26 protein-coding genes are annotated in these 23,307 nt (G+C 63.9%); 14 read left to right on the forward strand and 12 right to left on the reverse strand.

All coding sequences use genetic code 11. The features are described from left to right. Positions 1–3 precede the first annotated feature (3 nt). Together rpe and AAC023_RS01045 are read right to left on the reverse strand one after the other, a co-directional pair. Entirely contained in the window at positions 4–663 is a 660-nt protein-coding gene (gene rpe, locus AAC023_RS01040) for a ribulose-phosphate 3-epimerase (protein ID WP_339737207.1), read from the reverse strand. A gap of 71 nt (positions 664–734) precedes the next feature. Then, the gene (locus tag AAC023_RS01045) at positions 735–2,030 is read right to left on the reverse strand and encodes a transcription antitermination factor NusB (RefSeq protein ID WP_339737209.1); all 1,296 of its coding nucleotides are present in this window, start codon (positions 2,028–2,030) and stop codon (positions 735–737) included. Positions 2,031–2,138: 108 nt separating this feature from the next. Here AAC023_RS01045 and AAC023_RS01050 point away from each other — a divergent pair, with 108 nt between their 5' ends. Together AAC023_RS01050 and AAC023_RS01055 are read left to right on the forward strand one after the other, a co-directional pair. Then, complete coding sequence (locus AAC023_RS01050) at positions 2,139–2,348, forward strand: DUF1674 domain-containing protein (protein ID WP_339737211.1); 210 nt, start codon at positions 2,139–2,141, stop codon at positions 2,346–2,348. Positions 2,349–2,488: 140 nt separating this feature from the next. Next, positions 2,489–3,274 carry a hypothetical protein gene (locus AAC023_RS01055; protein ID WP_339737213.1) on the forward strand — a complete coding sequence of 262 codons (786 nt, stop codon included), beginning with the start codon at positions 2,489–2,491 and terminating at the stop codon, positions 3,272–3,274. Positions 3,275–3,295: 21 nt separating this feature from the next. Here the strand turns inward: AAC023_RS01055 and pyrF are convergent, their stop codons facing one another. The 4 genes from pyrF to glsA form a co-directional block, all read right to left on the reverse strand. Further along, positions 3,296–4,009, reverse strand: coding sequence for an orotidine-5'-phosphate decarboxylase (gene pyrF, locus AAC023_RS01060; protein WP_339737215.1), 714 nt, complete (start codon positions 4,007–4,009; stop codon positions 3,296–3,298). A gap of 11 nt (positions 4,010–4,020) precedes the next feature. Beyond that, entirely contained in the window at positions 4,021–4,647 is a 627-nt protein-coding gene (locus AAC023_RS01065) for a LysE family translocator (protein ID WP_339737217.1), read from the reverse strand. 3 nt (positions 4,648–4,650) lie between these two features. Beyond that, on the reverse strand, positions 4,651–5,481 hold the full coding sequence (locus AAC023_RS01070) for an SDR family oxidoreductase (protein ID WP_339737219.1): 831 nt from the start codon (positions 5,479–5,481) through the stop codon (positions 4,651–4,653). A 77-nt stretch (positions 5,482–5,558) separates the two neighbouring features. Then, positions 5,559–6,833, reverse strand: coding sequence for a glutaminase A (gene glsA / locus AAC023_RS01075; protein WP_339737221.1), 1,275 nt, complete (start codon positions 6,831–6,833; stop codon positions 5,559–5,561). Between the two features lie 147 nt (positions 6,834–6,980). Between glsA and AAC023_RS01080 the strand changes: the two genes are divergently transcribed. The 3 genes from AAC023_RS01080 to AAC023_RS01090 all read left to right on the forward strand — a co-directional run bounded on the left by AAC023_RS01080 (position 6,981) and on the right by AAC023_RS01090 (position 10,250). Continuing rightward, complete coding sequence (locus AAC023_RS01080) at positions 6,981–8,213, forward strand: argininosuccinate synthase (RefSeq protein ID WP_339737223.1); 1,233 nt, start codon at positions 6,981–6,983, stop codon at positions 8,211–8,213. Between the two features lie 187 nt (positions 8,214–8,400). After that, positions 8,401–9,525 carry a histidine kinase dimerization/phospho-acceptor domain-containing protein gene (locus AAC023_RS01085; protein WP_339737225.1) on the forward strand — a complete coding sequence of 375 codons (1,125 nt, stop codon included), beginning with the start codon at positions 8,401–8,403 and terminating at the stop codon, positions 9,523–9,525. Between the two features lie 77 nt (positions 9,526–9,602). Further along, positions 9,603–10,250 carry a histidine phosphatase family protein gene (locus AAC023_RS01090; RefSeq protein WP_339737227.1) on the forward strand — a complete coding sequence of 216 codons (648 nt, stop codon included), beginning with the start codon at positions 9,603–9,605 and terminating at the stop codon, positions 10,248–10,250. A 6-nt stretch (positions 10,251–10,256) separates the two neighbouring features. Here the strand turns inward: AAC023_RS01090 and thpR are convergent, their stop codons facing one another. Together thpR and AAC023_RS01100 are read right to left on the reverse strand one after the other, a co-directional pair. Further along, positions 10,257–10,796 carry an RNA 2',3'-cyclic phosphodiesterase gene (gene thpR, locus AAC023_RS01095; protein WP_339737229.1) on the reverse strand — a complete coding sequence of 180 codons (540 nt, stop codon included), beginning with the start codon at positions 10,794–10,796 and terminating at the stop codon, positions 10,257–10,259. Further along, positions 10,793–11,437 carry an arylesterase gene (locus tag AAC023_RS01100; protein ID WP_339737231.1) on the reverse strand — a complete coding sequence of 215 codons (645 nt, stop codon included), beginning with the start codon at positions 11,435–11,437 and terminating at the stop codon, positions 10,793–10,795. Before AAC023_RS01100 ends, thpR begins: the two co-directional genes overlap by 4 nt. An 86-nt stretch (positions 11,438–11,523) precedes the next feature. On the opposite strand from AAC023_RS01100, the gene AAC023_RS01105 reads away from it, so the two are divergent. From AAC023_RS01105 to AAC023_RS01115, 3 genes are all read left to right on the forward strand, one after another. Beyond that, complete coding sequence (locus tag AAC023_RS01105) at positions 11,524–12,207, forward strand: ABC transporter ATP-binding protein (RefSeq protein WP_339737233.1); 684 nt, start codon at positions 11,524–11,526, stop codon at positions 12,205–12,207. Beyond that, complete coding sequence (locus tag AAC023_RS01110; RefSeq protein WP_339737235.1) at positions 12,204–14,735, forward strand: FtsX-like permease family protein; 2,532 nt, start codon at positions 12,204–12,206, stop codon at positions 14,733–14,735. Before AAC023_RS01105 ends, AAC023_RS01110 begins: the two co-directional genes overlap by 4 nt. 117 nt (positions 14,736–14,852) lie before the next feature. Next, the gene (locus AAC023_RS01115) at positions 14,853–15,602 is read left to right on the forward strand and encodes a Bax inhibitor-1/YccA family protein (protein ID WP_339737236.1); all 750 of its coding nucleotides are present in this window, start codon (positions 14,853–14,855) and stop codon (positions 15,600–15,602) included. Positions 15,603–15,684: 82 nt separating this feature from the next. On the opposite strand, the gene AAC023_RS01120 is transcribed toward AAC023_RS01115, so the two are convergent. Next, complete coding sequence (locus AAC023_RS01120; RefSeq protein ID WP_339737238.1) at positions 15,685–16,017, reverse strand: DUF2794 domain-containing protein; 333 nt, start codon at positions 16,015–16,017, stop codon at positions 15,685–15,687. A 312-nt stretch (positions 16,018–16,329) separates the two neighbouring features. Here AAC023_RS01120 and AAC023_RS01125 point away from each other — a divergent pair, with 312 nt between their 5' ends. The 5 genes from AAC023_RS01125 to AAC023_RS01145 are packed head-to-tail and all read left to right on the forward strand — an operon-like array spanning position 16,330 to position 21,061. Next, positions 16,330–17,067: an ABC transporter ATP-binding protein gene (locus tag AAC023_RS01125; protein ID WP_339737240.1), complete on the forward strand. Its 738-nt coding sequence runs from the start codon at positions 16,330–16,332 to the stop codon at positions 17,065–17,067. Further along, a complete protein-coding gene (locus AAC023_RS01130; protein ID WP_339737258.1) occupies positions 17,067–17,807 on the forward strand; it encodes an ABC transporter permease in 741 nt (246 codons plus the stop codon). The genes AAC023_RS01125 and AAC023_RS01130 overlap by 1 nt, the downstream gene beginning before the upstream one ends. Continuing rightward, entirely contained in the window at positions 17,804–19,648 is a 1,845-nt protein-coding gene (locus AAC023_RS01135) for a GldG family protein (protein ID WP_339737242.1), read from the forward strand. The genes AAC023_RS01130 and AAC023_RS01135 overlap by 4 nt, the downstream gene beginning before the upstream one ends. Next, positions 19,645–20,715 carry a hypothetical protein gene (locus tag AAC023_RS01140; protein WP_339737244.1) on the forward strand — a complete coding sequence of 357 codons (1,071 nt, stop codon included), beginning with the start codon at positions 19,645–19,647 and terminating at the stop codon, positions 20,713–20,715. The genes AAC023_RS01135 and AAC023_RS01140 overlap by 4 nt, the downstream gene beginning before the upstream one ends. Continuing rightward, positions 20,681–21,061: a VOC family protein gene (locus AAC023_RS01145; RefSeq protein WP_339737246.1), complete on the forward strand. Its 381-nt coding sequence runs from the start codon at positions 20,681–20,683 to the stop codon at positions 21,059–21,061. The genes AAC023_RS01140 and AAC023_RS01145 overlap by 35 nt, the downstream gene beginning before the upstream one ends. 12 nt (positions 21,062–21,073) lie before the next feature. Here the strand turns inward: AAC023_RS01145 and AAC023_RS01150 are convergent, their stop codons facing one another. After that, positions 21,074–21,556 carry an MmcB family DNA repair protein gene (locus AAC023_RS01150; protein ID WP_339737248.1) on the reverse strand — a complete coding sequence of 161 codons (483 nt, stop codon included), beginning with the start codon at positions 21,554–21,556 and terminating at the stop codon, positions 21,074–21,076. Positions 21,557–21,680: 124 nt separating this feature from the next. Between AAC023_RS01150 and AAC023_RS01155 the strand changes: the two genes are divergently transcribed. After that, a complete protein-coding gene (locus AAC023_RS01155) occupies positions 21,681–22,088 on the forward strand; it encodes a metallopeptidase family protein (RefSeq protein ID WP_339737250.1) in 408 nt (135 codons plus the stop codon). Positions 22,089–22,252: 164 nt separating this feature from the next. On the opposite strand, the gene rplS is transcribed toward AAC023_RS01155, so the two are convergent. Beyond that, positions 22,253–22,651 carry a 50S ribosomal protein L19 gene (rplS, locus tag AAC023_RS01160; RefSeq protein ID WP_339737252.1) on the reverse strand — a complete coding sequence of 133 codons (399 nt, stop codon included), beginning with the start codon at positions 22,649–22,651 and terminating at the stop codon, positions 22,253–22,255. After that, positions 22,648–23,307: tRNA (guanosine(37)-N1)-methyltransferase TrmD (gene trmD / locus AAC023_RS01165; RefSeq protein ID WP_339737254.1), on the reverse strand; the 660-nt coding region annotated here is incomplete at its 5' end. The genes rplS and trmD, both read right to left, overlap by 4 nt.

The raw sequence follows: 23,307 nt of genomic DNA on the forward strand, positions 1-23,307 counted from the left end.
CCGCTACCCACGCAACGCGTTGATATTGTGCTGATACAGGTCCGGACCGCCCTTGAAGACAGCAGAGCCGGCGACCAGGGCACTGGCCCCGGCATTGATGCAGGCGCCGGCATTGGCCGGTGTCACACCGCCATCCACTTCGATGATTGTCGCCAGGCCTCGCTGCTCGATCAGTTCGCGCAGGGTTTCGATCTTGCGCAATTGGCTGTCGATGAAGCTCTGGCCACCAAAACCCGGATTGACGCTCATCACCAGCACGAGATCGAGCTCGTCGAGCACATAATCGATCATGTCGGGCGAGGAAGACGGGTTGAGCGCCGCACCGGCCCTGGCACCGCGCGCCTTGATCGCCTGCACGGTGCGGTGAAAATGCGGACCGGCTTCTGGGTGTGCCGTGATGATATTGGCGCCGGCTTCAATGAAGGCGTCGATATAGGGGTCGACGGGCGTGATCATCAAATGGACGTCAAAAGGCTTGTCGCTATGCGGCCGCAGCGCCTTGATGACGCCGGGCCCGATCGTCAGATTGGGCACGAAATGCCCGTCCATCACATCAATATGGATCCAGTCGGCGCCGGCCGCGTCGATCGCGCGAACCTCGTCGCCGAGCCGGGCGAAATCCGCCGACAGGATGGATGGTGAAATGTAAACCGGAGCGCCCATGACAGATCGGATAACAGTGCTGTAGCACACGTGCAAGACACGCCCGCCGATCCCGCTGAAACAGTGGTCGATCAGGCGCGTTTCGAGAAGCGGGCGATGAAGAAACCATCCATGCCGCCATGGCTGCGCCAGACCGCTGGCGTCACCCGCATAAATCCGCCCTTGGTGACCGATTCGGCCAGGTCGGTCAGCTCGGTCCGGGTGATGGCGAACGGCGCCAGGCTTTCATAATTGGAGATCGTATTGGCCAGCGCCTCGCCCTCCTGGGGCTGAAGCGAACAGGTGCAGACGATCAGGCGCCCGCCCGGCTTGATCATCCGGATCGCCGACTTGATCAGCTCGAACTGGAGCGATTGCAGCTTGGCCACGTCCTCGGGACGCTTGATCCAGGCACCTTCCGGATGGCGGCGCAGGGTGCCGGTCGCGGTGCAGGGCGCATCGAGCAGGACAGCATCGACGCGATTATCGGGACGCCAGCTGCGGCCATCATCGACCACGAGTTCGGCTTCCAGGCCGGTGCGCTGCAGGTTTTCGCTGACCCGCTTCATGCGTTGCTCGGACACGTCGACGGCGATGACCTTGGCACCCATGGCGGCCAGCTGCATCGTCTTGCCACCGGGGGCGGCGCAGAGATCGACAATGGTTTCGCCCGGCTTGACCCGCAGCAGCTGGGCGGGAAGCGAGGCGGCGGCATCCTGGGCCCACCAGGCTCCTGTCGCGAAGCCCGGCAGGGTGGTCAGATCGGTGATGCTGGCGCGGCGCAGTGTGCCATTGGGCAGAATGGTGGCACCCAGTTCGGCAGCCCAGTGTTCGCGCTCGGATGGAATCTTGACCGTCAGATCGAGCGGCGGGGTTTCCAGCAGGGCATTGGCGATCTTGCTGAGCTGGCCTGGCCCGTAGGCGGTGCGCCAGCTCTGGACCAGCCATTCCGGCAGGTTTTCCTGCGGCGCGCTTGCGCCGGCGATCGCGGCGCCTTCGCGGTCGACCTTGCGCAGGACGGCATTGACGAGGCCCTTGAGGCGGCGCGATTTGTCATCCTCGTCGGCCAGCGAGACGGCCGAGGAGACGGCAGCGTGCGGCGGTACGCCCATCCACAGCAATTGCGCGGCACCGGTCAGCAATATGGCCTGGATCGGAGCGGCATTTTCCTCGATCGGCCTGGCGAGGAATTTGTTCAGGACCAGCCGGGTCTGACCGAGGCGGCGGAAGGTCGTCGAGACAATAGCCCGGGCAAAACCGCGGTCACGATCGCTCATCGCCGCAAAGCCGGGATCGCGATCCAGGGCGGATTCAATCGTTTTGTGCTGTTTGAGCACAAGCGAATAGGCCCGGGCAGCCACCCGGCGGGGATCTAGTCCATCACTCATGCGCGCCAGCTAGCACGGCGGCCGGGCTGCGTCTAATAATCCCGGCGGCACGGCTCGCTTGCAGTTCCGTGCTTGGCGCGGCCGCCCGGGCGCTGTAACGGAGTAGGCATGCAAGAGACCCCGGAAAATCCCGCCACCGCCCCGGCCCCTGACAAACTGCTGACACCTGCGGCGCAGCGCGCCCTGGCTGAAGCGAAGGCAAGACAGGCCGCGATTGATGAAGCGGCGAATGGCCCGGCCGAAACCGGTGGCCCGAAAGGCCTTGAGCCGACCCGGTTTGGTGATTGGGAGCGCAAGGGCATGGCCAGCGATTTCTGAGCCAGGCTGCGAGGCGCCCTGTTCGGAGACACTCTGTTCCCAAACAACCATCTACCCCAGAAAGCCGCCATCAAATCGGCAGATTCGCCTGCCGGGTGCGTTCGCTTTGAGCGCTGCCCTGACCGGGTTAATGTGCCGGAATGAAACGTTTGCTCGCCTCGGTGCTGGCAGTCGCGGTGGCCGGACCGGTTGCCTTCGCCCAGCCGCTAACGGAACCCCGCCTCGCCGGGGGGCCCGAGCGTATCTGTAGCGCCGACGAGATCCGCCAGGCGCTGGCCGGAAGCTATACCGGTTCGCCCTGCCGCTTCACGGAAATGCCCGCCGGGCTGGACGCGGCGCCTCGACGGCCGGTTCCGCAGCAGGCTGCGGCCGGACCGGCCCTCGTGCCGGCTGGTTCTGCCACGCACTCCATCTCGCCGCAGCCGGCGTATCACAGCCCGCCCCTTCTTGCCCGGCCCGAACAGGTTCGGCCGGTCAGTTACAGAGAGCATATTCCGGCCGCCCAGCCTGTGGTGGTTTCGCAAAGCCGCCGGGGCAATGCCTTTATCGATTCGCAGCAGGGCTTGAGCGTGCGGTCGCATGGGGCGGAGCGGGCGCAGACAGTGGGCCGGCAATGGCCGCCGCAACAGGATGCCCCGGCAGCCGCCCGCCCATCACACCGACCAGAAACCCGTCACGGCGAGGTTGAAGATCGCCATGGCGACACTATTCGTCTGAGTGATGAATTCTTCAGTGGCTCTCTGGTGGGCGGTGTCGAGCGGCCCTACGCACCGGTTTACAGCTATCGCGGCATGATTTTGATCGCGGCTGACGGCCAGGTCCGAACCGGCCATACCGGTCCCGGGCAGAGGGTCTGGCAAGTACAGGCGCTCGATCACCGCACGGTACCTGTGTCGCGTGTCGGCCACCGCCGTGCACACCCCTGAGCCTCAAGAGCTGACCGGCTCCTAGACCGTCACGGGCTTCGGCGATGCTGCAGCCATTTCGGCAATGATGGCGCGCGCTGCGGCGGACGGGTCGGTCGCGGCATTGATTGGCCGCCCGACCACCAGATGGGTCGAGCCATCGTGCAGGGCCGATCCCGGCGTGGCGACGCGTTTCTGATCATCGGCCGCGGCGCCCGCCGGCCGAATCCCCGGCGTGACAATGAGGAAATCGCCGCCAAATTTCTGACGGATCTCTGCAGCCTCATGGGCGCTGGCGACGATGCCATCGACGCCGGCCTCCAGGCTCTGCTCGACCCGGCGCATCACCAGATCGCGCGCGCCGAAGGCATAGCCCATTTCCGTCAGCATTTCGTCGTCATAGCAAGTCATCACAGTGACGCCGAGAATTTTCAGATGACGCTCGCCGCGGCCGGCGACGGCGGCGCGCATCACGGCCGGTTCGGCGTGCACGGTGAGCAGGTCCGCACCGGTATCGGCGAGGCTGCGTGTTGCTTTTTCGACCGTCGCCGGGATGTCGTGCAGCTTGTAGTCAAGGAAAACCTGCTTGCCGGCCTGTTTCAGGCGGGTCGAGAGCTCCATGCCGCCGATCGGGATGAGTTGAAGCCCGATCTTGTAGAAATTGACGGTATCGCCGAGCGCTTCGATAAGCGCCCATGCGTCGGAGACAGTCGGCTTATCGAGCGCGACGATCAGGCGGGGATCAGCTTGTAACATAAGCTGTAGGTCTAGTCGGTATTGCTGCTGAAGATCAAGCGCAAACCGAGCCCCCCGAAAGCTGTGGCGGCCAGACCGTTCAGCACCCGGCGCAGGGTCAGTGAACGGGCCAGGCGGGCCTGCGCCGCGCCGGCCGCCAGCGCGACCGCGACCAGGACCATGGTTCCCATCGCGAAGAACATCCCGCCGAGCATCAGCATCTGGATCCAGACGGGCCCCAGTTCGGCATTGGTGAATTGCGGCAGGAAGGCGAGGAAGAACAGCCCGACCTTGGGATTGAGCAGATTGGTCATCAGGCCGCGCAGGAAGGCCTGCGAAGCCGAGGCCGATGCGCGGGCATGCGGTGCGGCGTCAAGCGTGCGGATCGTTTGCCAGGCCAGCCACAGCAGATAAATGGCGCCGCCATAGCGGACCACCGCGAGCGCATGTTCGGAGGCTGTCAGCAGGGCCGCCAGCCCGATCGCCGCCGCCACGGTCCAGATTGCGCCGCCGGTGATGATGCCGGCCACCGCACCCAGCCCGGCGCGCAGACCGCGGGAGGCGGTGGTCGCGAGGGTAAAGGCCATGTCCGGTCCCGGCGTCAGCGCGAGCGCCAGACCGCCAGCGAGAAACAGCGGCAACAGGGTGAGGTCGAGCACGGATCAGTCCCCGGTGGCCCGGCTTGCCGGGTCCATCTCGCCGCGCCGGACACTGCCGCTGCTGCGCTCCATCATCCACATCGAGGCCGGGGTCGGCAGGATCTGGTTGAGGCCGGTGAGGAATTTATACCAGAGGCCTGGCACGCTGATCGGCTGATTGCGCTGGACGGCATTATAGCCGGCCTCGGCGACCTGATCGGCCGTCAGCCACCAGTAGGACGGCATTTTCGACACCAGGTCGCGCGTTTCATTGACGTCGTGGAATTCGGAATAGGTGAAGCCCGGGCAAAGGGCTGTGGCGTGGATGCCGTATTCCTTGCCCTCGAAGTGGAGTGACTGGCTGAATTTGATCAGCGCCGACTTCACGGCGGCGTAAAGCGTGTGGCCCTTCGATCCGGGCATCAGGCCGGCGACGGAGGCGACATTGAGGATGCGGCCATAACCACGTTCCTGCATGCCCGGCATCACCCGGTGCACGAGCTCGGCATAACTGCCCAGCATCAGCTGCAGGAAGTCGGCCTGCTGCTTCCAGCTGGTCTGGGTATAGGTGCCGGGAAGGCCGAAACCGGCATTATTGACCAGACCGTCAATCTGGCGGCCCTCGGCCTCAACGGCGTCAATGATCTTCTTCGGGGCGCTGGCCTTGGACAGGTCGGCCGCGATGACCAGGCTGTCGACGCCATACTGGGCCTTGATTTCCTCGGCCAGGGCTTCGAGCCGGTCCTTGCGCCGCGCTGTCAGGGCGAGATCCCAGCCATTGGCGGCAAATTCGCGCGCCAGCGCCTTGCCAATGCCCGAAGAGGCGCCGGTGATCAGTACAAGGTGACGTCGCATGGGCAATACTCCGGGAGGCAGGAAGGGGCAGGTGACCGGGCACAAGGTGGGAAGTGAGACGCGGAAAGTCCAGCAAGCTATTGCGGCCCGCCCGTCGTCCCGGCGAAAATGTGAAACGGGAAGGCCTCGACGAGGCGGCGGGAAAATTCGAGCCCGCGCACCGTATTGCCGAGCCGGTCGAGGGGCGGGCTCCAAAGGCCGATACCGCAAACGCCGGGCACAACCAGCATCAGGCCACCCGAGACCCCGGACTTCGCCGGAAGGCCGACAACAAAGGCGAACTCGCCTGAAAAATCATACATGCCGCAAGTCAGCATCAGGGACAGCGTATTGCGTACCGTGACCGGCTCAGCGATGCGGTGGCCGGTCAGGGGGCAGACGCCGCCATTGGCCAGGGTGGCGGCCGCAACCGAGAGGGCGCGGCAGTCGAGCGAGATGGCGCAGCTGCGAAAATAGAGATCAAGCGCGCGATCAACGATGCTGCCTTCGGGGAAGACACCATGGCTGTCCATCAACCGCGCCAGCGCGAAATTGCGCTCCGCCGTACCCTTTTCCGAATTGTAGACGGCCTCGTCAAAACTGCAGGCCTGACCGCCAATGGCCGAATTCCAGAAGCGCATCAGCATGTCGAAACGCTCGGCAACCGGACGGCCTGGGCGGATCATGGCGCTGCACATGATGGCACCGGAATTGATCATCGGATTGTGGGGGCGATTGTCGTGGTTGAGCGTCAACTCGTTGAAGCCCAGGCCGGATGGCTCGCGGCCGACGTGATGATGGACAAAACGTTCGCCGTTCAGGGCGAGGGCCAGGGCATAATTGAGCGGTTTGACCACGGATTGCAGGCAGAAGGGCGTGTCGGCCTCACCCAGGGCCATGCGCTGGCCATCAATACTGCAAACGGCGAGGCCGAAACTGTCCGGATTCTGCTTCGCCAGCTCGGGAATATAGTGGGCGACCTCGCCGCCCGTGGCGGCCTCGGCATGGGCGTAGATATTGGCGATACGATTTTCAAACACAGGAAAATTCTCGATCGCCAGATCGCCATCGAGAATCTGTAACAGGAAGCGGCTGATATCCGGGGTCAGCCCGGCTTCAATCGCCCTTGCGTCGAGCGCCACTGCGCTATCAAGAAAACGGCGGGCATCGGCCAGCCTCGGCATGTCGATATCGATGCCGGTGCGCCGCAGGCGCTGCCGGAGGTCTGTGGCGGTGGCGAGGCCCTCTTCCCGGGCGCGGCGCAGCAGGCGCGCCAACAACTCACGTGCCGTCGCAGCGTCCGGCCGGTCGTGTTCGAAACGGGCGCGGCGGCCGGCAAAACCGGAAAAGGCTGATATGGGGCGTGTAACCATGCCGGTAGATTGCTGTGCGTCAGCTGTCTGTCCAGTGGTGATTACCCGTCATCTGCTGCTGCAAGTCGAAATATCCGGCCGGACCACTTGCGCCCAAAGGACGGGGGCGCTACGCGGGCTGCACACATTGCGAAGGGATAAGCGGCCATGAAGACTCCAGCCAAAGTGAAGAAGATCGTTCTTGCCTATTCCGGCGGACTCGACACATCCGTGATCCTGAAATGGCTCCAGGATGAGTATGATGCTGAAGTCGTCACCTTCACCGCCGATCTCGGCCAGGGCGAGGAGCTCGAGCCGGCGCGGCGCAAGGCCAAGGCCGCCGGCGTCTCGGAAATCTTCATCGACGATCTGCGCGAGGAATTTGTCCGCGATTTCGTTTTCCCGATGGTGCGCGCCAATGCGGTCTATGAAGGCCTATACCTGCTGGGCACCTCGATCGCGCGGCCGCTGATCTCCAAGCGTCTGGTCGAGATCGCGCATGAAACCGGCGCCGATGCGGTCGCCCATGGCGCCACCGGCAAGGGCAATGACCAGGTCCGCTTCGAGCTCGGCGTCTACGCCCTCGACCCGGATCTGCGGGTTATTGCGCCCTGGCGCGAATGGGATCTCAATTCGCGCACCAAGCTGATCGCCTATGCCGAAGAGCACGGGATTGAGGTCGCCAAGGACAAGCGCGGCGAGGCGCCCTTTTCGGTCGACGCCAATCTCTGGCACACCTCCTCGGAAGGCAAAATGCTCGAGGATCCGGCCGAGGAAGCCTCCGAACTGGTCTATCAGCGCACCGTGCGGCCGGAAGATGCGCCCGATGCGCCGGAATATGTCACCATTTCCTTCAAGCGTGGCGATGCCTGCGGCATTGACGGCAAGGCGCTGAGCCCGGCCACGCTGCTGACCCGGCTCAATGAGCTTGGTGGCAAGCACGGTATTGGCCGGCTCGACCTGGTCGAGAACCGTTTCGTCGGCATGAAATCGCGCGGCGTATACGAGACTCCGGGCGGGACTATCCTGATGGCAGCCCATCGCGGTATCGAGCAGATCACGCTTGATCGTGGTGCGGCCCATCTCAAGGACGAGCTGATGCCGCGCTATGCCAAGCTGCTCTATGAGGGCTTCTGGTTCTCGCCGGAGCGCGAAATGCTGCAGGCGGCGATCGATTCCAGCCAGGAATACGTCACCGGTGATGTCCGGCTCAAGCTCTATAAGGGCTCGGTCAATGTCGTCGGACGCAGCTCCGATCACTCGCTCTACTCGCAGGCACACGTCACTTTCGAAGAGGACGAGGTCTATGATCAGAAGGATGCTGCCGGCTTCATCCGCCTCAATGCGCTTCGGCTCCAGCTGCTGGCGCGGCGCAAGCGCCGGCTGGGGCGCAATGACTGAGGATGGTCTTCCATTCTACATCTCTCAGATGAGTCAACTGCGTGCATCTTTAATTCATTGGGCCAGTTAACGCTTTACAGACAGCACGATACGAGTGAGTTTGCGCCGCCGGTTTGACCGGGATGTCCATGAGTGACGCCCTTGGACGGGTGATCGACTGCCACGTGGCTCACCTGACGAGCTGCGCATGAGTGAGAACTTCATGCTGTCCACGGCTGTCCAAGATGTGTTCGTAATCCTCATGCTGGCTTTGACGCTGGTCGTGATGGCGCGGAATCTGCGGGCGATCAGCTATGTCGGTGTCTCGCGTCAACTGGGTCTGATCGCAGCCGGGATGGCGATATGGGGCGGTTTTCATCTCGTCCATCTGCTGTTTCTTTTGATGGGCCCGCTCTGGCTTGGAGACGCGCAACTGCTTCAGGTGAGCGGCGTGATGCAGACCTGGGTCCGCTGGGCTTGCGAGTCGCTGGCGACGATCCTTTTCCTGTTGGGGGTTGTTCAGCTCACCTGGCGATTTGGCCGCTTGATGCAGGCCCTGGAAGAGTCCAGGTCGGCCTATGAGAATGAGCACAATGCGCGCACATCGCTCGAAAGCGAACTCAAGACCGCTGCGACCACACAGCGAACCTCCAGTCTGCAGGAGTCTGAATTCCTGCTGGGTTTGAGCCATGAATTGCGGACGCCGCTGAACGGAATTATCGGCCTGGGCAGTCTGCTTGGTAATACCAAGCTCGACCCGGCCCAACGCAAATTGCTCGGCACGCTAGAGGAATCGGCGCAAACCATGTTGGCTCGCGTCGCCGCAGTGATCGATCTGTCGCGGCTGCGAACGGAAAAGGTCGAGATCCGCCAGCAAGTGTTTTCGCCGGCCGAACTGGTCAAGTCGGTTGAAGCCTTGTTTCTCCCGACGGCCAGCAAGAAAGGGATCACCCTGTCGAGTCAGGCGACCGAGGCTGCCTCGGCGCAAGTCATTGGCGATTTCCGGCTGACCAAGCAATTGCTGTCGACCCTGGCGTCGATCGCCATCAAATACAGCTCTGCCGGGACGGTCGGAATCATTGTTGATCTCGAGCCGGCGGTAAACGATGTCGCCTGGGTAGAATTCACATGTCGAGCGACCGAACTGCGATTTCCTGCGGACACCATTAATCAGGTCCGCGCCGAGATGGGCAGTTTGCGCGGTGATGGCGGTATCGGCCTGGCGATTTGCTTGCAGCTTGCCTCGGTGATGGACGGGACGCTGGATCTCGACAGTACTGCCGAAGCGGGCACCGTTGTGACGGTGCGCCTGCCGGTCCGCTGCGAGGTCTAGCGCAAAGCCGGCCGGTTTGGGCTGGATGCCTCGGGGCTCGCGCACTATGCTCCGGCAAAACCGGAAACGAGGCCCCTATGAGATTGTTTTTCCCGACCGTCTTCCTGGCATTACTGCTCGTCGCCTGTGCCGGCCCAGAAACTGTACCTGAGTTTGACCGCCCGGCCTTGCTGGAACTGGCGCCGGCAAGCCAGGCCGCCGATATCCGCGGCGCTGACCGGCATATCCTGGTCGTCCGACATGCCCGCAAGATCTCATCCGATTGCAATGCCCTCGATTGTCCGCTCAGCCCACAAGGCGAAGCCATGGTGGCACGTCTGGCCGAGCTGATTGGCGCCCCCGCCATTGACCAGGCCTTCTCAAGTGCGGCGTGCCGCACCCTGCGTACCGCTGAAGCGGGCGGTCATGCCGTGACCGTGCACCAGGCTGGCGATGGCCTGGAAACGGGGTGTATGGCCGGCGAGGTCATTACCCGCAGCCGCGCTGAAGCCTTCGCCGACGCGGAAGGCTCGGATGCGCGCTGGACCCTGGTTGGAGAGCATTCCAACACCAGTTGCCTGTGGTTGGCACAGATTGCCGGGCTGCCCGCCTCTGAACTGGTGGGCTGTCGCGATGGGCGTCTGCCCGATCAGGCCTATGGCGATATTTTCTGGCTCTACCGGCTCAATGGCGCCTGGCAGTTGACGATTTTGCCGTCGGCCTTCGAGGTTGATGCACAAGCCTAGACCCGTCTAGCCCAATGGATAGCGCGCCACCGGCACATAAATATTGGCCTCGCCGCGTGTCAGCCAGCTGGCATAAAGGCTGAAGTAGGAGATTGTCACTGGCTCGCACCGGAATGTGCCCAGCGCTTGCGTGAAGCGTGCAAGCGCCTCGACGGGCGTTTTCCGGAGATAGGCCAGCGTCACGTGCGGAACGAAATTGCGTGTCTCGGGGGCGAGGCCGGCACGCCGGGCGGCACGCTCGCATTGGGCCTGAAGGGCCAGCAGGGCGGCGTTGGGCTCGGTGCCAATCCACAGCGCATGCGGTTCCAGCCGGCCAAACCAGCCAGCGCCCTGGAGCGTCAGTTCGAAGGCCGGTGCCGTGATCTTCGCCAGCTCGAATTCGAGGTCCTCGGCCTTGCGCTCGTCGACATCGCCGAAAAAGCGTAGCGTCAGATGCAGGTTTTCTCGCGGCCGCCAACTGGCGCCCGGCAGGCCCGATTGTAGTGCCATGAGCGGTTCACACGCAGAATCCGGCAGACCGATGGCGGAAAACAGGCGCTGGCTCATGGTGTTGCCGCCCGCTGGGGCAGGCCGAACAGGGATGCGGCGACAAAGTCTGCCAGAGGTTCGGCCATCAGCGCGACGCCGGCTGCGGTCGGATGCAAGCCATCGCGCTGCAGGAAACCGGGTTGCAGCGCAACCGGTGCAAGCAAGAAGGGGTAAAGCGCGACATCCTCGGCTTCCGACAGGTCGGGATAGATCGCGTCAAACCGGGCGCGATACTCCACCCCCATATTGACCGGGGCGAGCATGCCCGCGAGCACAATATCGAGATTGCGGGCCTGCGCCCGGTCGATCATCGCCGCCAGATTGGCCCGTGTCTGCTCCGGCGGCTGACCTTGCAGGGCGTCATTGGCGCCGAGTGCAATGATGACGCCGTCGGCATCGGGGCCGACCGAGAAATCGAAGCGGGCCAGACCGCCTGCCGTGGTGTCGCCGGACACGCCGGCATTGAGCACGATGATCTGGTCCAGTCCGCGCGCGGCGAGTGCCTGATCGAGCATTGCCGGCAGGGCTTCACTATCACTGAGCCCGAAACCCGCGCTCAAACTGTCACCGAGGATGACGAGCCGGTAGGCCGGCTCGTCACTTGCCGCGAGGGCGGGCGCAGTGAAGGCCAGCAGGCCGATCACGACAAGGTGAAGCATGTGACGCATCTTAAATAAGGCCTTTGCCGAATGACGTCCTATGACATATATCGAAATTCGATATCAACGCAAATCCCGGATCCGTGATGACAGATACCAGCCTGCCCCCCGTCCTGTCGCTGCGCGATGTCGAATTGACGCTGATGGCCGCATCCGGACCGGTGCACATTCTCGACCATGTCAGCCTCGATGTGAGTCCCGGCGAAAGCGTGGCAATCGTCGGTCCGTCCGGATCGGGCAAATCGTCGCTGATGGCGGTCTCCGCCGGGCTTGAGCGGGCGACATCCGGCGAAATTATCCTGCTCGGCAATCCTGTGACGGGCCGCAATGAAGGTGAGCTGGCTCGGCTGCGCCGTGGCCGTGTCGGCTTTGTCTTCCAGTCTTTCCATCTGATGCCGACGATGACAGCGCTGGAGAATGTCATGGCGCCGCTCGAGATTGCGCGCCAGGACCGGGTGCGTCAGCGCGCGGTCGAAGCCCTGTCCCTGGTCGGGCTCGAGCACAGGTTGACTCATTATCCCGGTCAGCTTTCGGGCGGCGAGAAACAACGCGTCGCCGTCGCGCGGGCGCTCGCCGTCGGGCCGGAGATTATTTTCGCCGATGAGCCCACCGGAAATCTCGACAGCGCTGCCGGCGGCATGATTGCCGATTTCCTGTTCGAGGCCTCGCGTCAGCACGGTGCGGCCCTGGTCTTGGTCACCCATGACCGCGAACTCGCCAGCCGGGCCGACCGGATTGTCGAAATGCGTGACGGGGCGATCCAGTCATGAATGTGGGACTCGCCCTGCGGATTGCCGGACGGGAATTGCGTGCCGGGACGCGCGGTTTCATGGTTTTCCTTGCTTGCCTGACGCTTGGGGTTGCCGCGATCGCCGCAGCCGGTTCGGCAAGCGCGATGTTTCGCCAGGGCGTGGCCGGCGAGCTGAGCCGGATCCTTGGCGGCGACCTGTCCCTTTCGGTCCAGCGCGCCGCCCTGCCCGAGGATCTGGTCGCGGAGATGCAGGCGGCCGGACGGGTTTCCAACATCGCCGACATCAATGTGATGGCGAGTTTCAATGATACCCGCCGCCTGATCCGGTTGCGCGGGGTTGATTCGGCCTATCCGCTGCTCGGGACGGTCGCGACCCTGCCTGATCGTCCGCTCTCTGAATTACTGGCACCGCATGATGGCGTGGCCGGCGCCGCCGCGGACCCGGATATTTTCCGTGTCTTCAACGCCGGGATCGGTGACCGGATTGAGCTGGCCGGCCGGATGTTCGAACTGCGCGCCGAACTGGTCAGCGAGCCTGACCGGCTCGATCTCGGTTTCGACTTCGCGCCGCGCCTTCTGGTCGCGCTGGACATTGTCGAGGGTGCGGGGCTGATGAGCGAAGGCTCGATCTACCGCTCCGGTTTGCGCGTATTGTTCGATGATGAGGACGCCGACCTGGCGGCCCTGGCCGCGCAATGGGCACCGCGTTTGCGCGAACAGGGCGTCGATATCACCACGCGTGATGATCTTGGCGACCAGTTTGACGATTTGCTCGATAATCTCAGTGTTTTCCTGGCCGTGGCCGGTCTGGCCGCCTTGCTGGCCGGCGGGCTGGGCGTGGCCCAGGCTGTCTCCACCTTTCTGTCGACACGGACCGGGTCCATCGCGGCGCTCAAGGCGCTGGGTGCCGACGGGGCCACCATCCGGCTGGCCTATCTGTTGCAAATCCTGGCTTTGGCGCTGGCCGGCTCGCTGCTCGGTGCCGCGCTCGGTGCACTGGCACCGATAGCCTTGCTCCAGGGTTTGGGTGATGTCTTGCCGATCCCGGTTGAGGCGGGGATTTATCCCGAACCGCTGGGGCTGGCTGTGCTGTTCGGCCTGCTCTCGGCGCTGGCCTTTGCCTTGCCGGCGGTTGGGCGGGCCCGGGCAACACCGCCTGCGGCCCTGCTCGGCGGCGAAGCGCGCGGACAGGGCGAAACGCCCTGGAGCGAGCGGATCGCGGCCTTGTTGACGGCGCTGGTTTTCATAGCCCTGGCTGTGCTGTTCAGCCCGTCACCCATGGTGGCGGGCGTGATGCTTGGCTTTGCCGTGCTGGTCTTCGCCCTGCTCTGGGGCGCCGCATATGGCCTGCGGCGCCTGTCCGGATGGCTGGCGCACCGGGCCCGCGGCGGCTTGCGCCTGGCCCTGACCCAACTGGGCGGGCCCGGCTCCGTCGCGCCGGTTGCGGCACCGGCATTGGGGCTCGGTCTGGCGCTGCTCGCTGTCGTGACCCTGGTACAGCATAATCTTGTGACGCAGATCCGCGAGACTGCTCCGGCCAATCTGCCCAGCCTGGTGATTGCCCAGATCCCGTCCGAGCGTGGTGAAGCATTCGACCGAATCGCGGCCGAGGCCGGCGCCGAGATCACCGACCCGGCGCGCTATCGTCGGGCGCCGGCCCTGTTGGGCCGGATCACCGGTCTCAAGGGCGCGCCGCTCGACCTGGAGGCTGTTGCGCCATCCGAGCGCTGGCTGGTCGATGGCGAGACGCGCCTGACCTATCTGGCCGAGATGCCGCCAGAGGCTGTGCTCGAAGCCGGCGAATGGTGGCCGGAGGACTACGCCGGACCACCGCTGATCTCCATCGAGGGCGATGCGGCGCGCGGGCTTGGTGTCGGGGTCGGCGACAGTGTGACCTTGCGCATACTGGGCCGTGAAATCATCGCCGAAATCGCCAATCTGCGCACCATCGACTGGGGTGGATTCGGGGTCAATGTCGCCATTATTTTCGCGCCGGGAACGCTGGAGGCCGCCAATCCGGCTCAGACTGTGCTGCTGCGGGCGCAGCCGGAATTCGAGGACGCGATTGCGACCGCCATCGGCGATGCCTTTCCCGAGGCCGTGATCTATCGTGTTCGCGAGCGCCTGCAGGCCGCCGCCGAAGTGTTCGCGCAGACAACGGTGGCGATCAATGCGGTTGCCGGGGTTGTCGCGCTGGCCGGAGCGCTGGTGATGCTGGGCGCTTTCGCGGCGGCGGCGAGGCGGCGGGTCACTGATGCGGCCCTGCTCAAGACCTTCGGCGTGACACCCGCCGGTGTGCTGGCGATCTTCGCGCTCGAATTCGGACTGGTCGGTGTGATGGCGACCGTCATGGCGCTGATTCTGGCGATTCCGCCGGCCTGGTATGTGATGACGCAGCTGGTGGAGGCGGTGTGGGCACCAGACTGGATTGCGGTCGGCCGCGTCAGCGTAATCGCCATCCTTTCCGCGGCCGCCGGGGGCGCTCTGGTGGCCCGGGCCGCTCTGTCTGTGCCTGCAGCGCGGGCGCTCAACTCGGCTCAGGCCTGATTTCCCTGTGGGGGGGACGCGAGGCTTGCGCGTCCCGGCTTGCAATCGCCCCATGGCGAGCCGATATTGTCTGCAAAGCGCCTGACCGGGCGTATGGAAGAATGAGAGACCGCAACAATGAATGATTTTTCCCGCACACATGCTGGCGCGCCCTCGATGGACATGTCCGTCGATGCGGGGCTGCGCAGCTATATGCTTGGCATCTACAATCTGATGACGATCGGCCTGCTTGTGACAGCGGGCGCGGCCATCCTGTCAGCACAGCTCTTTTTTGTTGGCATCGGTACCGAAAGCTTTGGTGTGACGCCGCTGGGCGCCACTGTCTTCAATACCCCGCTGAAATGGGTCGTGATGCTCGCCCCGCTCGGCATGGTGATGCTGATTTCCTTCCGGCTGAACAAGCTCAGCTCGGGCATGGCGCGGACGCTGTTTTACGTCTTCGCCGGTGTGATGGGTATTTCCCTGTCCTCGATCATCGCGGTCTACACGGCCGGTTCGATCGCCAACACCTTCTTTGTGACGGCGGCGGCCTTCGGCGCGCTGAGCCTCTATGGCTACACCACCAAGCGCAATCTGACCGGCATGGGTTCCTTCCTGATGATGGGCCTGTTCGGGCTCATCCTGGCCTCGATCGTCAATATTTTCCTGGCGTCGAGCGCGATGGAATTTGTGATCTCGGCAGTCGGTGTGCTGATCTTTGCCGGTTTGACCGCCTATGACACCCAGCGCCTGAAGATCAGCTATTACGAATATGGCGGCACGCCGGAACTGGCGGCCAAGATGAAGGTCCACGGAGCGCTCTCGCTCTATCTCGACTTCATCAACATGTTCCTCTTCCTGCTGCGCTTCATGGGCAATCGCAACTGATCGGGAAGGTACCGTCCTGAATATCAACCCCCGGAGCCTGGCTTCGGGGGTTTTTCCTTGCCTGACGCTCAGGGATGCGTGTTCAGGACACGACCGAAAAGCGTTTCTTGTCGAACACCCGCAGAACCTGGGGCAGTTCATGGCCGCGCTTGAGGACCTGGCCGTCAACGGCGACGACCTTGTACATGCCCTGGCGCTGGGCGTCGGCGGGAGTCTTGATGACGGCGAACATCGGTACTTCGCTGGCGCGGCGGAAGATCGAGAACACGGCATTGGTCGCCAGGCCATCAATGGCATAATCCTTCCACTCGCCCATGGCGACAAAGCGCCCATAGACGCTGAGGATGTCGGAGAGTTCGCGCCGATTCCACATCACCAGGGCGGGGGCGCGTTTCGCGGTTTGGGGTCCTGCCACCACTTGTTTTCTCCTGCCGGTTGAATCGCTGGCGAGTCGTGGGCACCAGCTTACAAACATTTCACCCTGCGCCGCAAAGTTGCCATATTTTCGGCCCGTTCGCGCCGCACCGCACGGCCACGGTTTGCCTGTCGATCGGCCGCATCAACGCTCTGGGTCTTGGTTTTAAACAGCCCCCCCAGCCCCCCGGATCAAGAGCAGCGAGCCGGTCGACACCTTTCCAGGAATTTGTAATTTTGTGACCGGCCTTCGCGCTGGCCAAGCGGCCTGCACCGCGCTAACGCTAGGGTCTGCAATTTGTGAGCGCTACCCATGCTGGTTGCCGACCATTTGGTGAAGGAATTCGGAGGCCTGCGGGCCGTCGATGATGTCAGCTTCAGCCTTGAGCGCGGAGAGGTGCTCGGCTTTCTCGGCCCCAATGGCGCGGGAAAGACCACGACCATGCGCATGCTGGCGGGCTGTCTCGAGCCCGATTTCGGTTCGGCCCTCATTGCCGGCCATAATTGCGTCCAGGACCGGATCGAGGCGCAATCACGCCTCGGCTATCTCCCCGAGGGTGCGCCAGCCTATCCGGCGATGACGCCGCGCGCCTTCGTCGCGTTCGGCCTGCAAGTGCGCGGTTTCTCCGGCGATGCCCTCAAGCGGGCGACCGAACTGGCGCTGGATCGCGCCCGGCTGGGTGCTGCCGCCTCGCAGCCGATCGGGACGTTGTCCAAGGGGTATAAGCGTCGTGCGGCCCTCGCGGCGGCGATCGCCCACGACCCCGCCGTGCTGATCCTCGACGAGCCGACCGATGGCCTCGACCCCAATCAGAAGGATGGGGTGCGCGATCTGATTCGTGAAATGGCGCCGGAAAAGGCCATCATCATTTCGACCCATATTCTCGACGAAGTCCCGGCCGTGTGCAGCCGGGCGATCATCATCGCCCAGGGCCGGCTCCTGTTTGACGGTCCGCCGCACGCGCTGGAACGCCTGGCCCCGGAAAATACCATTGAAGCGGCCTTCCGGCATTTGACCGCAGGTCCGCGGGCCATCGGCGAGGCGGCGTGATGGGCTCGCTGATTGCCGTGTATCGCCGCGAACTGACCGCCTATTTCCAGACTCCGCTGGCCTATGTCTTCCTGGCCGTTTTCGCCTTTGCCGCGCCAGCCTTTGCCTTTCATATCGGCCGCTTTTTCGACACCAATCGTGCCGATCTCGCGCCCCTGTTCGATTATCTCCCCTGGCTGCTGGTGATCCTGATGCCGGCACTGGCGATGCGCGCCTGGGCCGAAGAGAGGGATCGCGGGACGCTGGAATTCCTGATGTCGCTGCCCATCCCGCTCTGGGCTTCCACGAGCGGCAAGTTTCTCGCCGCCTGGACAGTGGCCGCCGCGGCGATCGCCCTGACGGCGCCAATGTGGATCGCCGTCAATTATCTCGGTGAGCCGGACAATATGGCGATCGCGACCGCCTATCTCGGCGCGCTGCTCCTGGCGGGTGGTTATCTGGCGATCGGCCAGGCCCTGTCGGCGACAACGGCCAACCAGGTCGTCGCCTTCGTGCTGGGCGCTGGAGCCTGCTTCCTGCTGACCATGGCTGGCCTGCCGCTGGTCCTGTCGGTGCTGGGCGAGAATGCGCCGGCCGCCCTGTCGGAATTCATCGCCGGGCTGAGTGCGCTCGAACATTATGATGCGTTTCGCAATGGCGTGATTGATCTGACCGATCTGCTCTATTTCGCCGGCCTGATTCTCGCTTCACTGGCGGCGGCCGGCGTGATGATTGCCGAACAGCGTGGGGGCGGGCGATGAAAAAGGCGCTCTATCTACCGCTGATGCTGGCCAGCATTGTCGCGATTTTCCTCGCCGGCACATTCCTTTCCGGACAGGTCTTGTCCGGCGTGCGGGTTGATCTGACCCAGAATGGCCTCTACCGGCTCTCGCCTGGCACACTGGCCGTGATCGACCGTCTCAATGAACCGGTCGAATGGCGTTTCTATCATTCGCGGGCCGAAGCGGCGCAATATCCCGCGATCCGCAGCTATGCGACTCGGGTGCGCGAATTGCTGCGCGCCTATGAAAAGCAGTCCGGCGGCCGGATCCGCCTGATCGAGATTGACCCGGCACCCTTCTCCCAGGCCGAAGATGAAGCCCTTGCGGCTGGCCTTGCCGCCCTGCCGACCGATACCGGCGAGCAGATATTCTTTGGTCTGGTCGCCCGCAATTCGGTGGATGACCAGGCGGTGATCGACCTGTTCGACCAGACCGATGAAGCGCGTCTGGAATATGATCTGACGCGGCTCATCTCCGATATCGACCGGCCCGAACGCCCGCGTATGGCGATCCTGACCGGCTTGCCGCTCGACCCGAACAGCGGCGCGCCCAACCGTTTTATCGCCGATCTCGATGACGCCTATGATCTGCAATGGCTAGAGCGCGATTTTGACCGCATACCGGATGCCGCCGCGCTGATGATCATCCATCCCGGTCGGCTTGACGAGGGTCAGCTCTACCTGATTGACCAATTCGCCCTGCGCCAGGGTCGCGTGCTGCTGTTTATCGACCCGATGGCCCATATGGCCCTGCGGCCCGGGCTCGATGGTCTGCCGCCGGTTGATGCCCAGCGGGCTTCGGACCTGCCCATGCTGCTGGCCAATTGGGGTGTCGCCTGGGACAGCGAAAGCGTGGCGATGGACCGCACGCTCGGCCTGCCTGTCGAGATTATCGATACCGATGGCCGCGCTCGCCGCCGTGCCTATCCCCTCTGGTTTTCCATCGGCAGCGCTCAGATCAACAGCGAAGACCTGGCAACCGCAACGCTCGATCGCGGCATTAATTTCGGATCGCCGGGCGCTCTCAATTTCCTGCCCGATAGCGGGCTCGACGTGACTGTCCTGATGGCCACCAGCCCGGACGGCACTCTCGTCGATGCCGATATCGCAGCGAGCGCTCCCAGCCCGGATGATTTGCTGCGCGATTATCAGGCTGGCCGCGAGCCGGTCGTTCTGGGGGCGCGCCTGCGAGGCGAAACCGGTTCGGCCTTTCCCGACGGCCCGCCTGCCGCCGACACCATGTTCAGCCCCTCTGACCATCTCAATCGCTCGGCGACGGCACTCGACTTGACCGTGGTGGCTGATATCGACTGGCTTGACGACAGTTTCTACCTGCGCAGCGACCCGGCGGCTGGCGACATGATTGTCGCCGACAATCTCGCCCTGGCGATGAATCTGGTCGATATCGCCGCCGGCGACCCGGCCCTGATTGGACTGCGCTCGCGTGCACCCTCGGCGCGGCCCATGACGCGGGTTGATGCCCTGCGGGCCGAGGCTGAGGCGCGCTATGTCGAGATCCAGGACCGGCTCGAGGCGGAAATTGACGCGGCCGAGAGCCGTTTGCAGGAATTGCTCGGCTCCGGCCAGGCCTCGGGTCTGGCCGATCCGGGCGCCCGCGCCGGCCGTGACGAGGCGATGGCGCTGCGCCAGCAAATCCTGGGCACAAGGGCGCATTTGCGCGAGGTCGAGCGCGAGTTTCGCCATGATATCGATGCCCTCAATTCCAACCTGCAATTCTGGACAATCGGCGTACCGCCGGCTCTGGTGGTCCTGTTGGGCCTGGCCGGGGCGCTGACCCGCCGCCGCAGGAGCGCCAAATGAGCCGGCCGATGGATCGTCAGAGACTGCGCCAATTGCTGATTACCGGCGGCGCCGCCATCCTGCTGCTGGCCGCCGGCGCCGGTTCCATCGCGCTACAGATCCAGCGCGACTGGCGCCCCGATGTCAGTGGCCCGGTGCTGCCGGACTGGTCGGCGAGTGTGGCCAATGCCCGGGAGATCGAGATTGCCGGCCCGGAGGATCACTTCACCCTGACGCGCAGCGCATCGGGCTGGGTGATGCCGAGCCGCGATGATCATCCGGTCATTTCGGAACGCCTGGCCGAACTGGACGCCTTTCTTGCCGATTTGAGCTATGTCGGGGCGCGTACAGCCGATCCGGCCAAGCATGCGCGGCTGGAGCTGGCCGAGGCCGGGCAGCCGGGTGCCGGGACGCGGCTGACCGTGCGCGGTGATGATGGCGCGGTCCTGACCGATATCATGATCGGCGCCGCCCGCAATGGACGGGTCTATCTGCGCTTTCCCGGCCGGCCGCGAAGTTTTGCGGCCGAGCTTTCCGGCGGGGTCGCGGCGGTCCCGTCTATCGCCTTGGCCGATGGCTGGATCGATCTTGATTTCCTCGCCCTGGACCCGGCCGATATTGCCCGAACCCTGATCACGCCCGAACGTGGTCCCGCCTATGTGTTCGAGCGGGCCGGCCGTTCGGCGCGCAATTTCTCGCTGCGTGAACCGGGTGGCTGGCGGCCGATCACTGCCGGTGCCGGCAATGGCCCGTCCGCCGCCCTGTCACGGATCCGGTTTCGGGATGTGCGCCGGGCCGATCGGCTGCGCGGTGAACCCGTCGGCCGCCATGTCGAAGAGACCTTCTCCGGCTTGCGCGTCAGCCTTGAAATCCTGGCTCTGGGCGAGACGCGCTGGGCCGTGATCAATGCGGTTGCCCTGACAGATGGCGGCCGCCCGGCAGCCGATGCGATCAATGCCCGCACGGCGGGATGGGCCTATCTTCTTAGCGATCTCAGCCTCGACCGGCTCCTGCGCCCGCTCGACGAGATTGCCGATTACACGGGAGCGAGTGATGCGTCTGAACCAGCTGACGATACCGGTCAGTGATATTCCGCGGTCGAAGGATTTCTACCAGCGGCTCGGCTTTCGGCTGCTGGTCGATTCGCCGCATTATTCACGCTTCCTCGCCCCGGAAGGCGATACGACCTTCTCGCTGCATGTGACGCCGGATCCGGTGGTGCCGGGCGCCGTGGTCTATCTGGAATGCGATGCGCTTGATGATGAGGTCGCGGCGTTGCAGGCCGAGGGTTTCGAGTTTGAGACCGGGCCGGTAGACACGAGCTGGCTGTGGCGCGAGGCCAGCCTGCGCGATCCCGACGGGCATTTGATCAAGCTCTACCATGCCGGCGTCAACCGGATCGATCCGCCCTGGCGGGTCAAGCCGGAGTCCTGATCGCGCGCGGCGTCAGCTTTCGTCGACGCTATAGCCCGCCTGTTGGCCTTCCCCGACGCGCATCAGCCGGTCGGCGGCGGCGCGGGCAAAGCGCAGGGTCAGGGCCTTGCGCCGGGCCGGGGCGAGGGCGAGCACGGGGCTTTCGCGGATGATGGCGCCGCCAAAGCCATCGGCGATGATCAGGCCGGCATGCTCGGGGATGACCTCGTGGGGAAAGCGCTGCGAAACGGCGAAATAGATCCGCTCGCAATAGCCGGTGTAATCATTCCATTTATTGTCGGCGCGGAAATCGGCAATGCCTGATTTCACCTCGATAATGGTGATCTCGCCCTTGCGGCCGATGGCGGCGAGATCGGCGCGGCGGCCATCGGGCAGGGAGAATTCCGGGATCGCGGAAAACCCCATCTGCCACAGCAGGCGTGCCGCGCCGCGCATCAGCGCCTGGGCATCATCGATCTGCGGATTGCGGTCGGAGGCGACGTCGGAAAGGTCCATACTGTCAGTTTGTTCGTTTTTTGTTCGCCTGACAAGTTGCCGGCCCCACTTCGCGGCGGCATTGGAGCGTGCACTGGGGGGCAATCCCGGCTAGAGGCGTCTCAGCAAAATCGGATATTGCCTCATGACCACAATCGCCAATCTGATGCCGCCGACCCTGTCGGACTTTGAAATCCTTGCCCGGAGCGCCTGGGAAGGCCTGCCCGAGGCCTATCGGGCCCTGTGCGGTCATGTCGAGCTCTTCGTTGCCGATTTCGCCGACGCAGAAATGCTCGAGGCGGTCGGGCTGGAGGACCCCTTCGAGCTGAGCGGTCTCTATATGGGCGTGGATCTGACCCAGCAATCCAGTCTCGACCCGGCACCGGAAGCCTCGCGTGTCTTCCTGTTCCGGCGGCCGATTCTGGATGAATGGGCCGAGCGCGAGACGGTCACCCTTGGTGAATTGGTCAGCCATGTCCTGGTGCATGAAATCGGGCATCATTTCGGATTGTCCGATGAGGACATGCATAAAATTGAGGACTCAGAGGGCTAGGCGGCCTTCGAGTCCTGAAAGGTGGGTTTGGCCGTAACCGTTTGGCCGGGAACCTGCAAATCCGGACTCGGGCCGCAAATCCGGACAGCATGTGTTAACGAGACGTAAAAAAACGCCCGCTGGTTGACCAGCGGGCGTTTCCTGTTCGGTAAGGAAGAGAGGGTTTAGCCCTTCTTCTTTGGCTCGCGCTTGACGATGCCGCGACCAGTGGTGCGCTCGGTGATCCGGGCCGACTTGCCGCGACGATCGCGCAGATAATACAGCTTGGCGCGGCGAACCTTGCCCTTGCGGACAATCTCGATCTTTTCGACGTTCGGCGAATACATCGGGAAGACGCGTTCGACACCTTCACCGAAGGAAATCTTGCGGACGGTGTAGCTCTCATTGAGCCCGCCGCCATTGCGCGCGATGCAGACGCCTTCATAGGCCTGGACGCGTTCGCGTTCGCCTTCCTTGATGCGCACGTGAACGCGCAGCGTATCGCCAGCGGCGAAATCAGGCAGGACCTTGTCGCCGAGGACGCGGGTCGCTTCTTCTTGTTCGATCTGCTGGATCGTGTTCATCGCGCATTCTCCTTGCGCCCCAGGAACCGGGACCAAAGGTCCGGTCGGCGCTTCTTCGTTATCTCTTCCGCTTGCTGCCGGCGCCAGGCCTCGATCTGGCCGTGATGCCCCGACAACAGGACTTCGGGGATCTCCCTGTCCTCCCAAACGCGCGGTCGCGTATAGTGAGGATATTCAAGGAGGTCGCCCTCGAAACTCTCATCTTCGGCCGAGGCCGGGTCACCCAGCACGCCGGGTAGCAATCGCACGCAGGCTTCGATGAGAAGCTGTGCGGCGACTTCGCCCCCGGCCAGCACGGCATCGCCGACACTGACCTCTTCCATGTCGCGTGCTTCAATGACCCTTTGATCGAGGCCTTCGAAGCGTCCGCAAAACACGGCAATACCGGGACCAGCCGCCCATTCCCGCACTCGCGCTTGAGAAAGAGGCCGTCCCCGGGGTGTCAAATAGATCAACGGCCGTTTCTCACCACTCCAGCGAGACTGCACCGCATCGATCGCCGCTGCCGCCACATCAGGCCGGAGCACCATACCAGCACCCCCGCCAGACGGAGTATCGTCAACGGAGCGGTGCTTATGACGGGAAAACTCGCGGATGTCCACAGCTTCAAGCGCCCAAAGCCCACGATTCGCAGCGGCCCCGATCAGCGACACCCC

This window comes from uncultured Maricaulis sp. (assembly GCF_963976135.1).
GTDB lineage: Bacteria > Pseudomonadota > Alphaproteobacteria > Caulobacterales > Maricaulaceae > Maricaulis.

Coding starts and splice junctions, on each gene's coding strand:
- rpe (WP_339737207.1), bottom strand. CDS start 663: ATGGGCGCTCCGGTTTACATTTCACCATCCATCCTGTCGGCGGATTTC.
- AAC023_RS01045 (WP_339737209.1), bottom strand. CDS start 2,030: ATGAGTGATGGACTAGATCCCCGCCGGGTGGCTGCCCGGGCCTATTCG.
- AAC023_RS01050 (WP_339737211.1), top strand. CDS start 2,139: ATGCAAGAGACCCCGGAAAATCCCGCCACCGCCCCGGCCCCTGACAAA.
- AAC023_RS01055 (WP_339737213.1), top strand. CDS start 2,489: ATGAAACGTTTGCTCGCCTCGGTGCTGGCAGTCGCGGTGGCCGGACCG.
- pyrF (WP_339737215.1), bottom strand. CDS start 4,009: ATGTTACAAGCTGATCCCCGCCTGATCGTCGCGCTCGATAAGCCGACT.
- AAC023_RS01070 (WP_339737219.1), bottom strand. CDS start 5,481: ATGCGACGTCACCTTGTACTGATCACCGGCGCCTCTTCGGGCATTGGC.
- glsA (WP_339737221.1), bottom strand. CDS start 6,833: ATGGTTACACGCCCCATATCAGCCTTTTCCGGTTTTGCCGGCCGCCGC.
- AAC023_RS01080 (WP_339737223.1), top strand. CDS start 6,981: ATGAAGACTCCAGCCAAAGTGAAGAAGATCGTTCTTGCCTATTCCGGC.
- AAC023_RS01085 (WP_339737225.1), top strand. CDS start 8,401: ATGAGTGAGAACTTCATGCTGTCCACGGCTGTCCAAGATGTGTTCGTA.
- AAC023_RS01090 (WP_339737227.1), top strand. CDS start 9,603: ATGAGATTGTTTTTCCCGACCGTCTTCCTGGCATTACTGCTCGTCGCC.
- thpR (WP_339737229.1), bottom strand. CDS start 10,796: ATGAGCCAGCGCCTGTTTTCCGCCATCGGTCTGCCGGATTCTGCGTGT.
- AAC023_RS01100 (WP_339737231.1), bottom strand. CDS start 11,437: ATGCTTCACCTTGTCGTGATCGGCCTGCTGGCCTTCACTGCGCCCGCC.
- AAC023_RS01105 (WP_339737233.1), top strand. CDS start 11,524: ATGACAGATACCAGCCTGCCCCCCGTCCTGTCGCTGCGCGATGTCGAA.
- AAC023_RS01110 (WP_339737235.1), top strand. CDS start 12,204: ATGAATGTGGGACTCGCCCTGCGGATTGCCGGACGGGAATTGCGTGCC.
- AAC023_RS01115 (WP_339737236.1), top strand. CDS start 14,853: ATGAATGATTTTTCCCGCACACATGCTGGCGCGCCCTCGATGGACATG.
- AAC023_RS01125 (WP_339737240.1), top strand. CDS start 16,330: ATGCTGGTTGCCGACCATTTGGTGAAGGAATTCGGAGGCCTGCGGGCC.
- AAC023_RS01130 (WP_339737258.1), top strand. CDS start 17,067: ATGGGCTCGCTGATTGCCGTGTATCGCCGCGAACTGACCGCCTATTTC.
- AAC023_RS01135 (WP_339737242.1), top strand. CDS start 17,804: ATGAAAAAGGCGCTCTATCTACCGCTGATGCTGGCCAGCATTGTCGCG.
- AAC023_RS01140 (WP_339737244.1), top strand. CDS start 19,645: ATGAGCCGGCCGATGGATCGTCAGAGACTGCGCCAATTGCTGATTACC.
- AAC023_RS01145 (WP_339737246.1), top strand. CDS start 20,681: ATGCGTCTGAACCAGCTGACGATACCGGTCAGTGATATTCCGCGGTCG.
- AAC023_RS01150 (WP_339737248.1), bottom strand. CDS start 21,556: ATGGACCTTTCCGACGTCGCCTCCGACCGCAATCCGCAGATCGATGAT.
- AAC023_RS01155 (WP_339737250.1), top strand. CDS start 21,681: ATGACCACAATCGCCAATCTGATGCCGCCGACCCTGTCGGACTTTGAA.
- rplS (WP_339737252.1), bottom strand. CDS start 22,651: ATGAACACGATCCAGCAGATCGAACAAGAAGAAGCGACCCGCGTCCTC.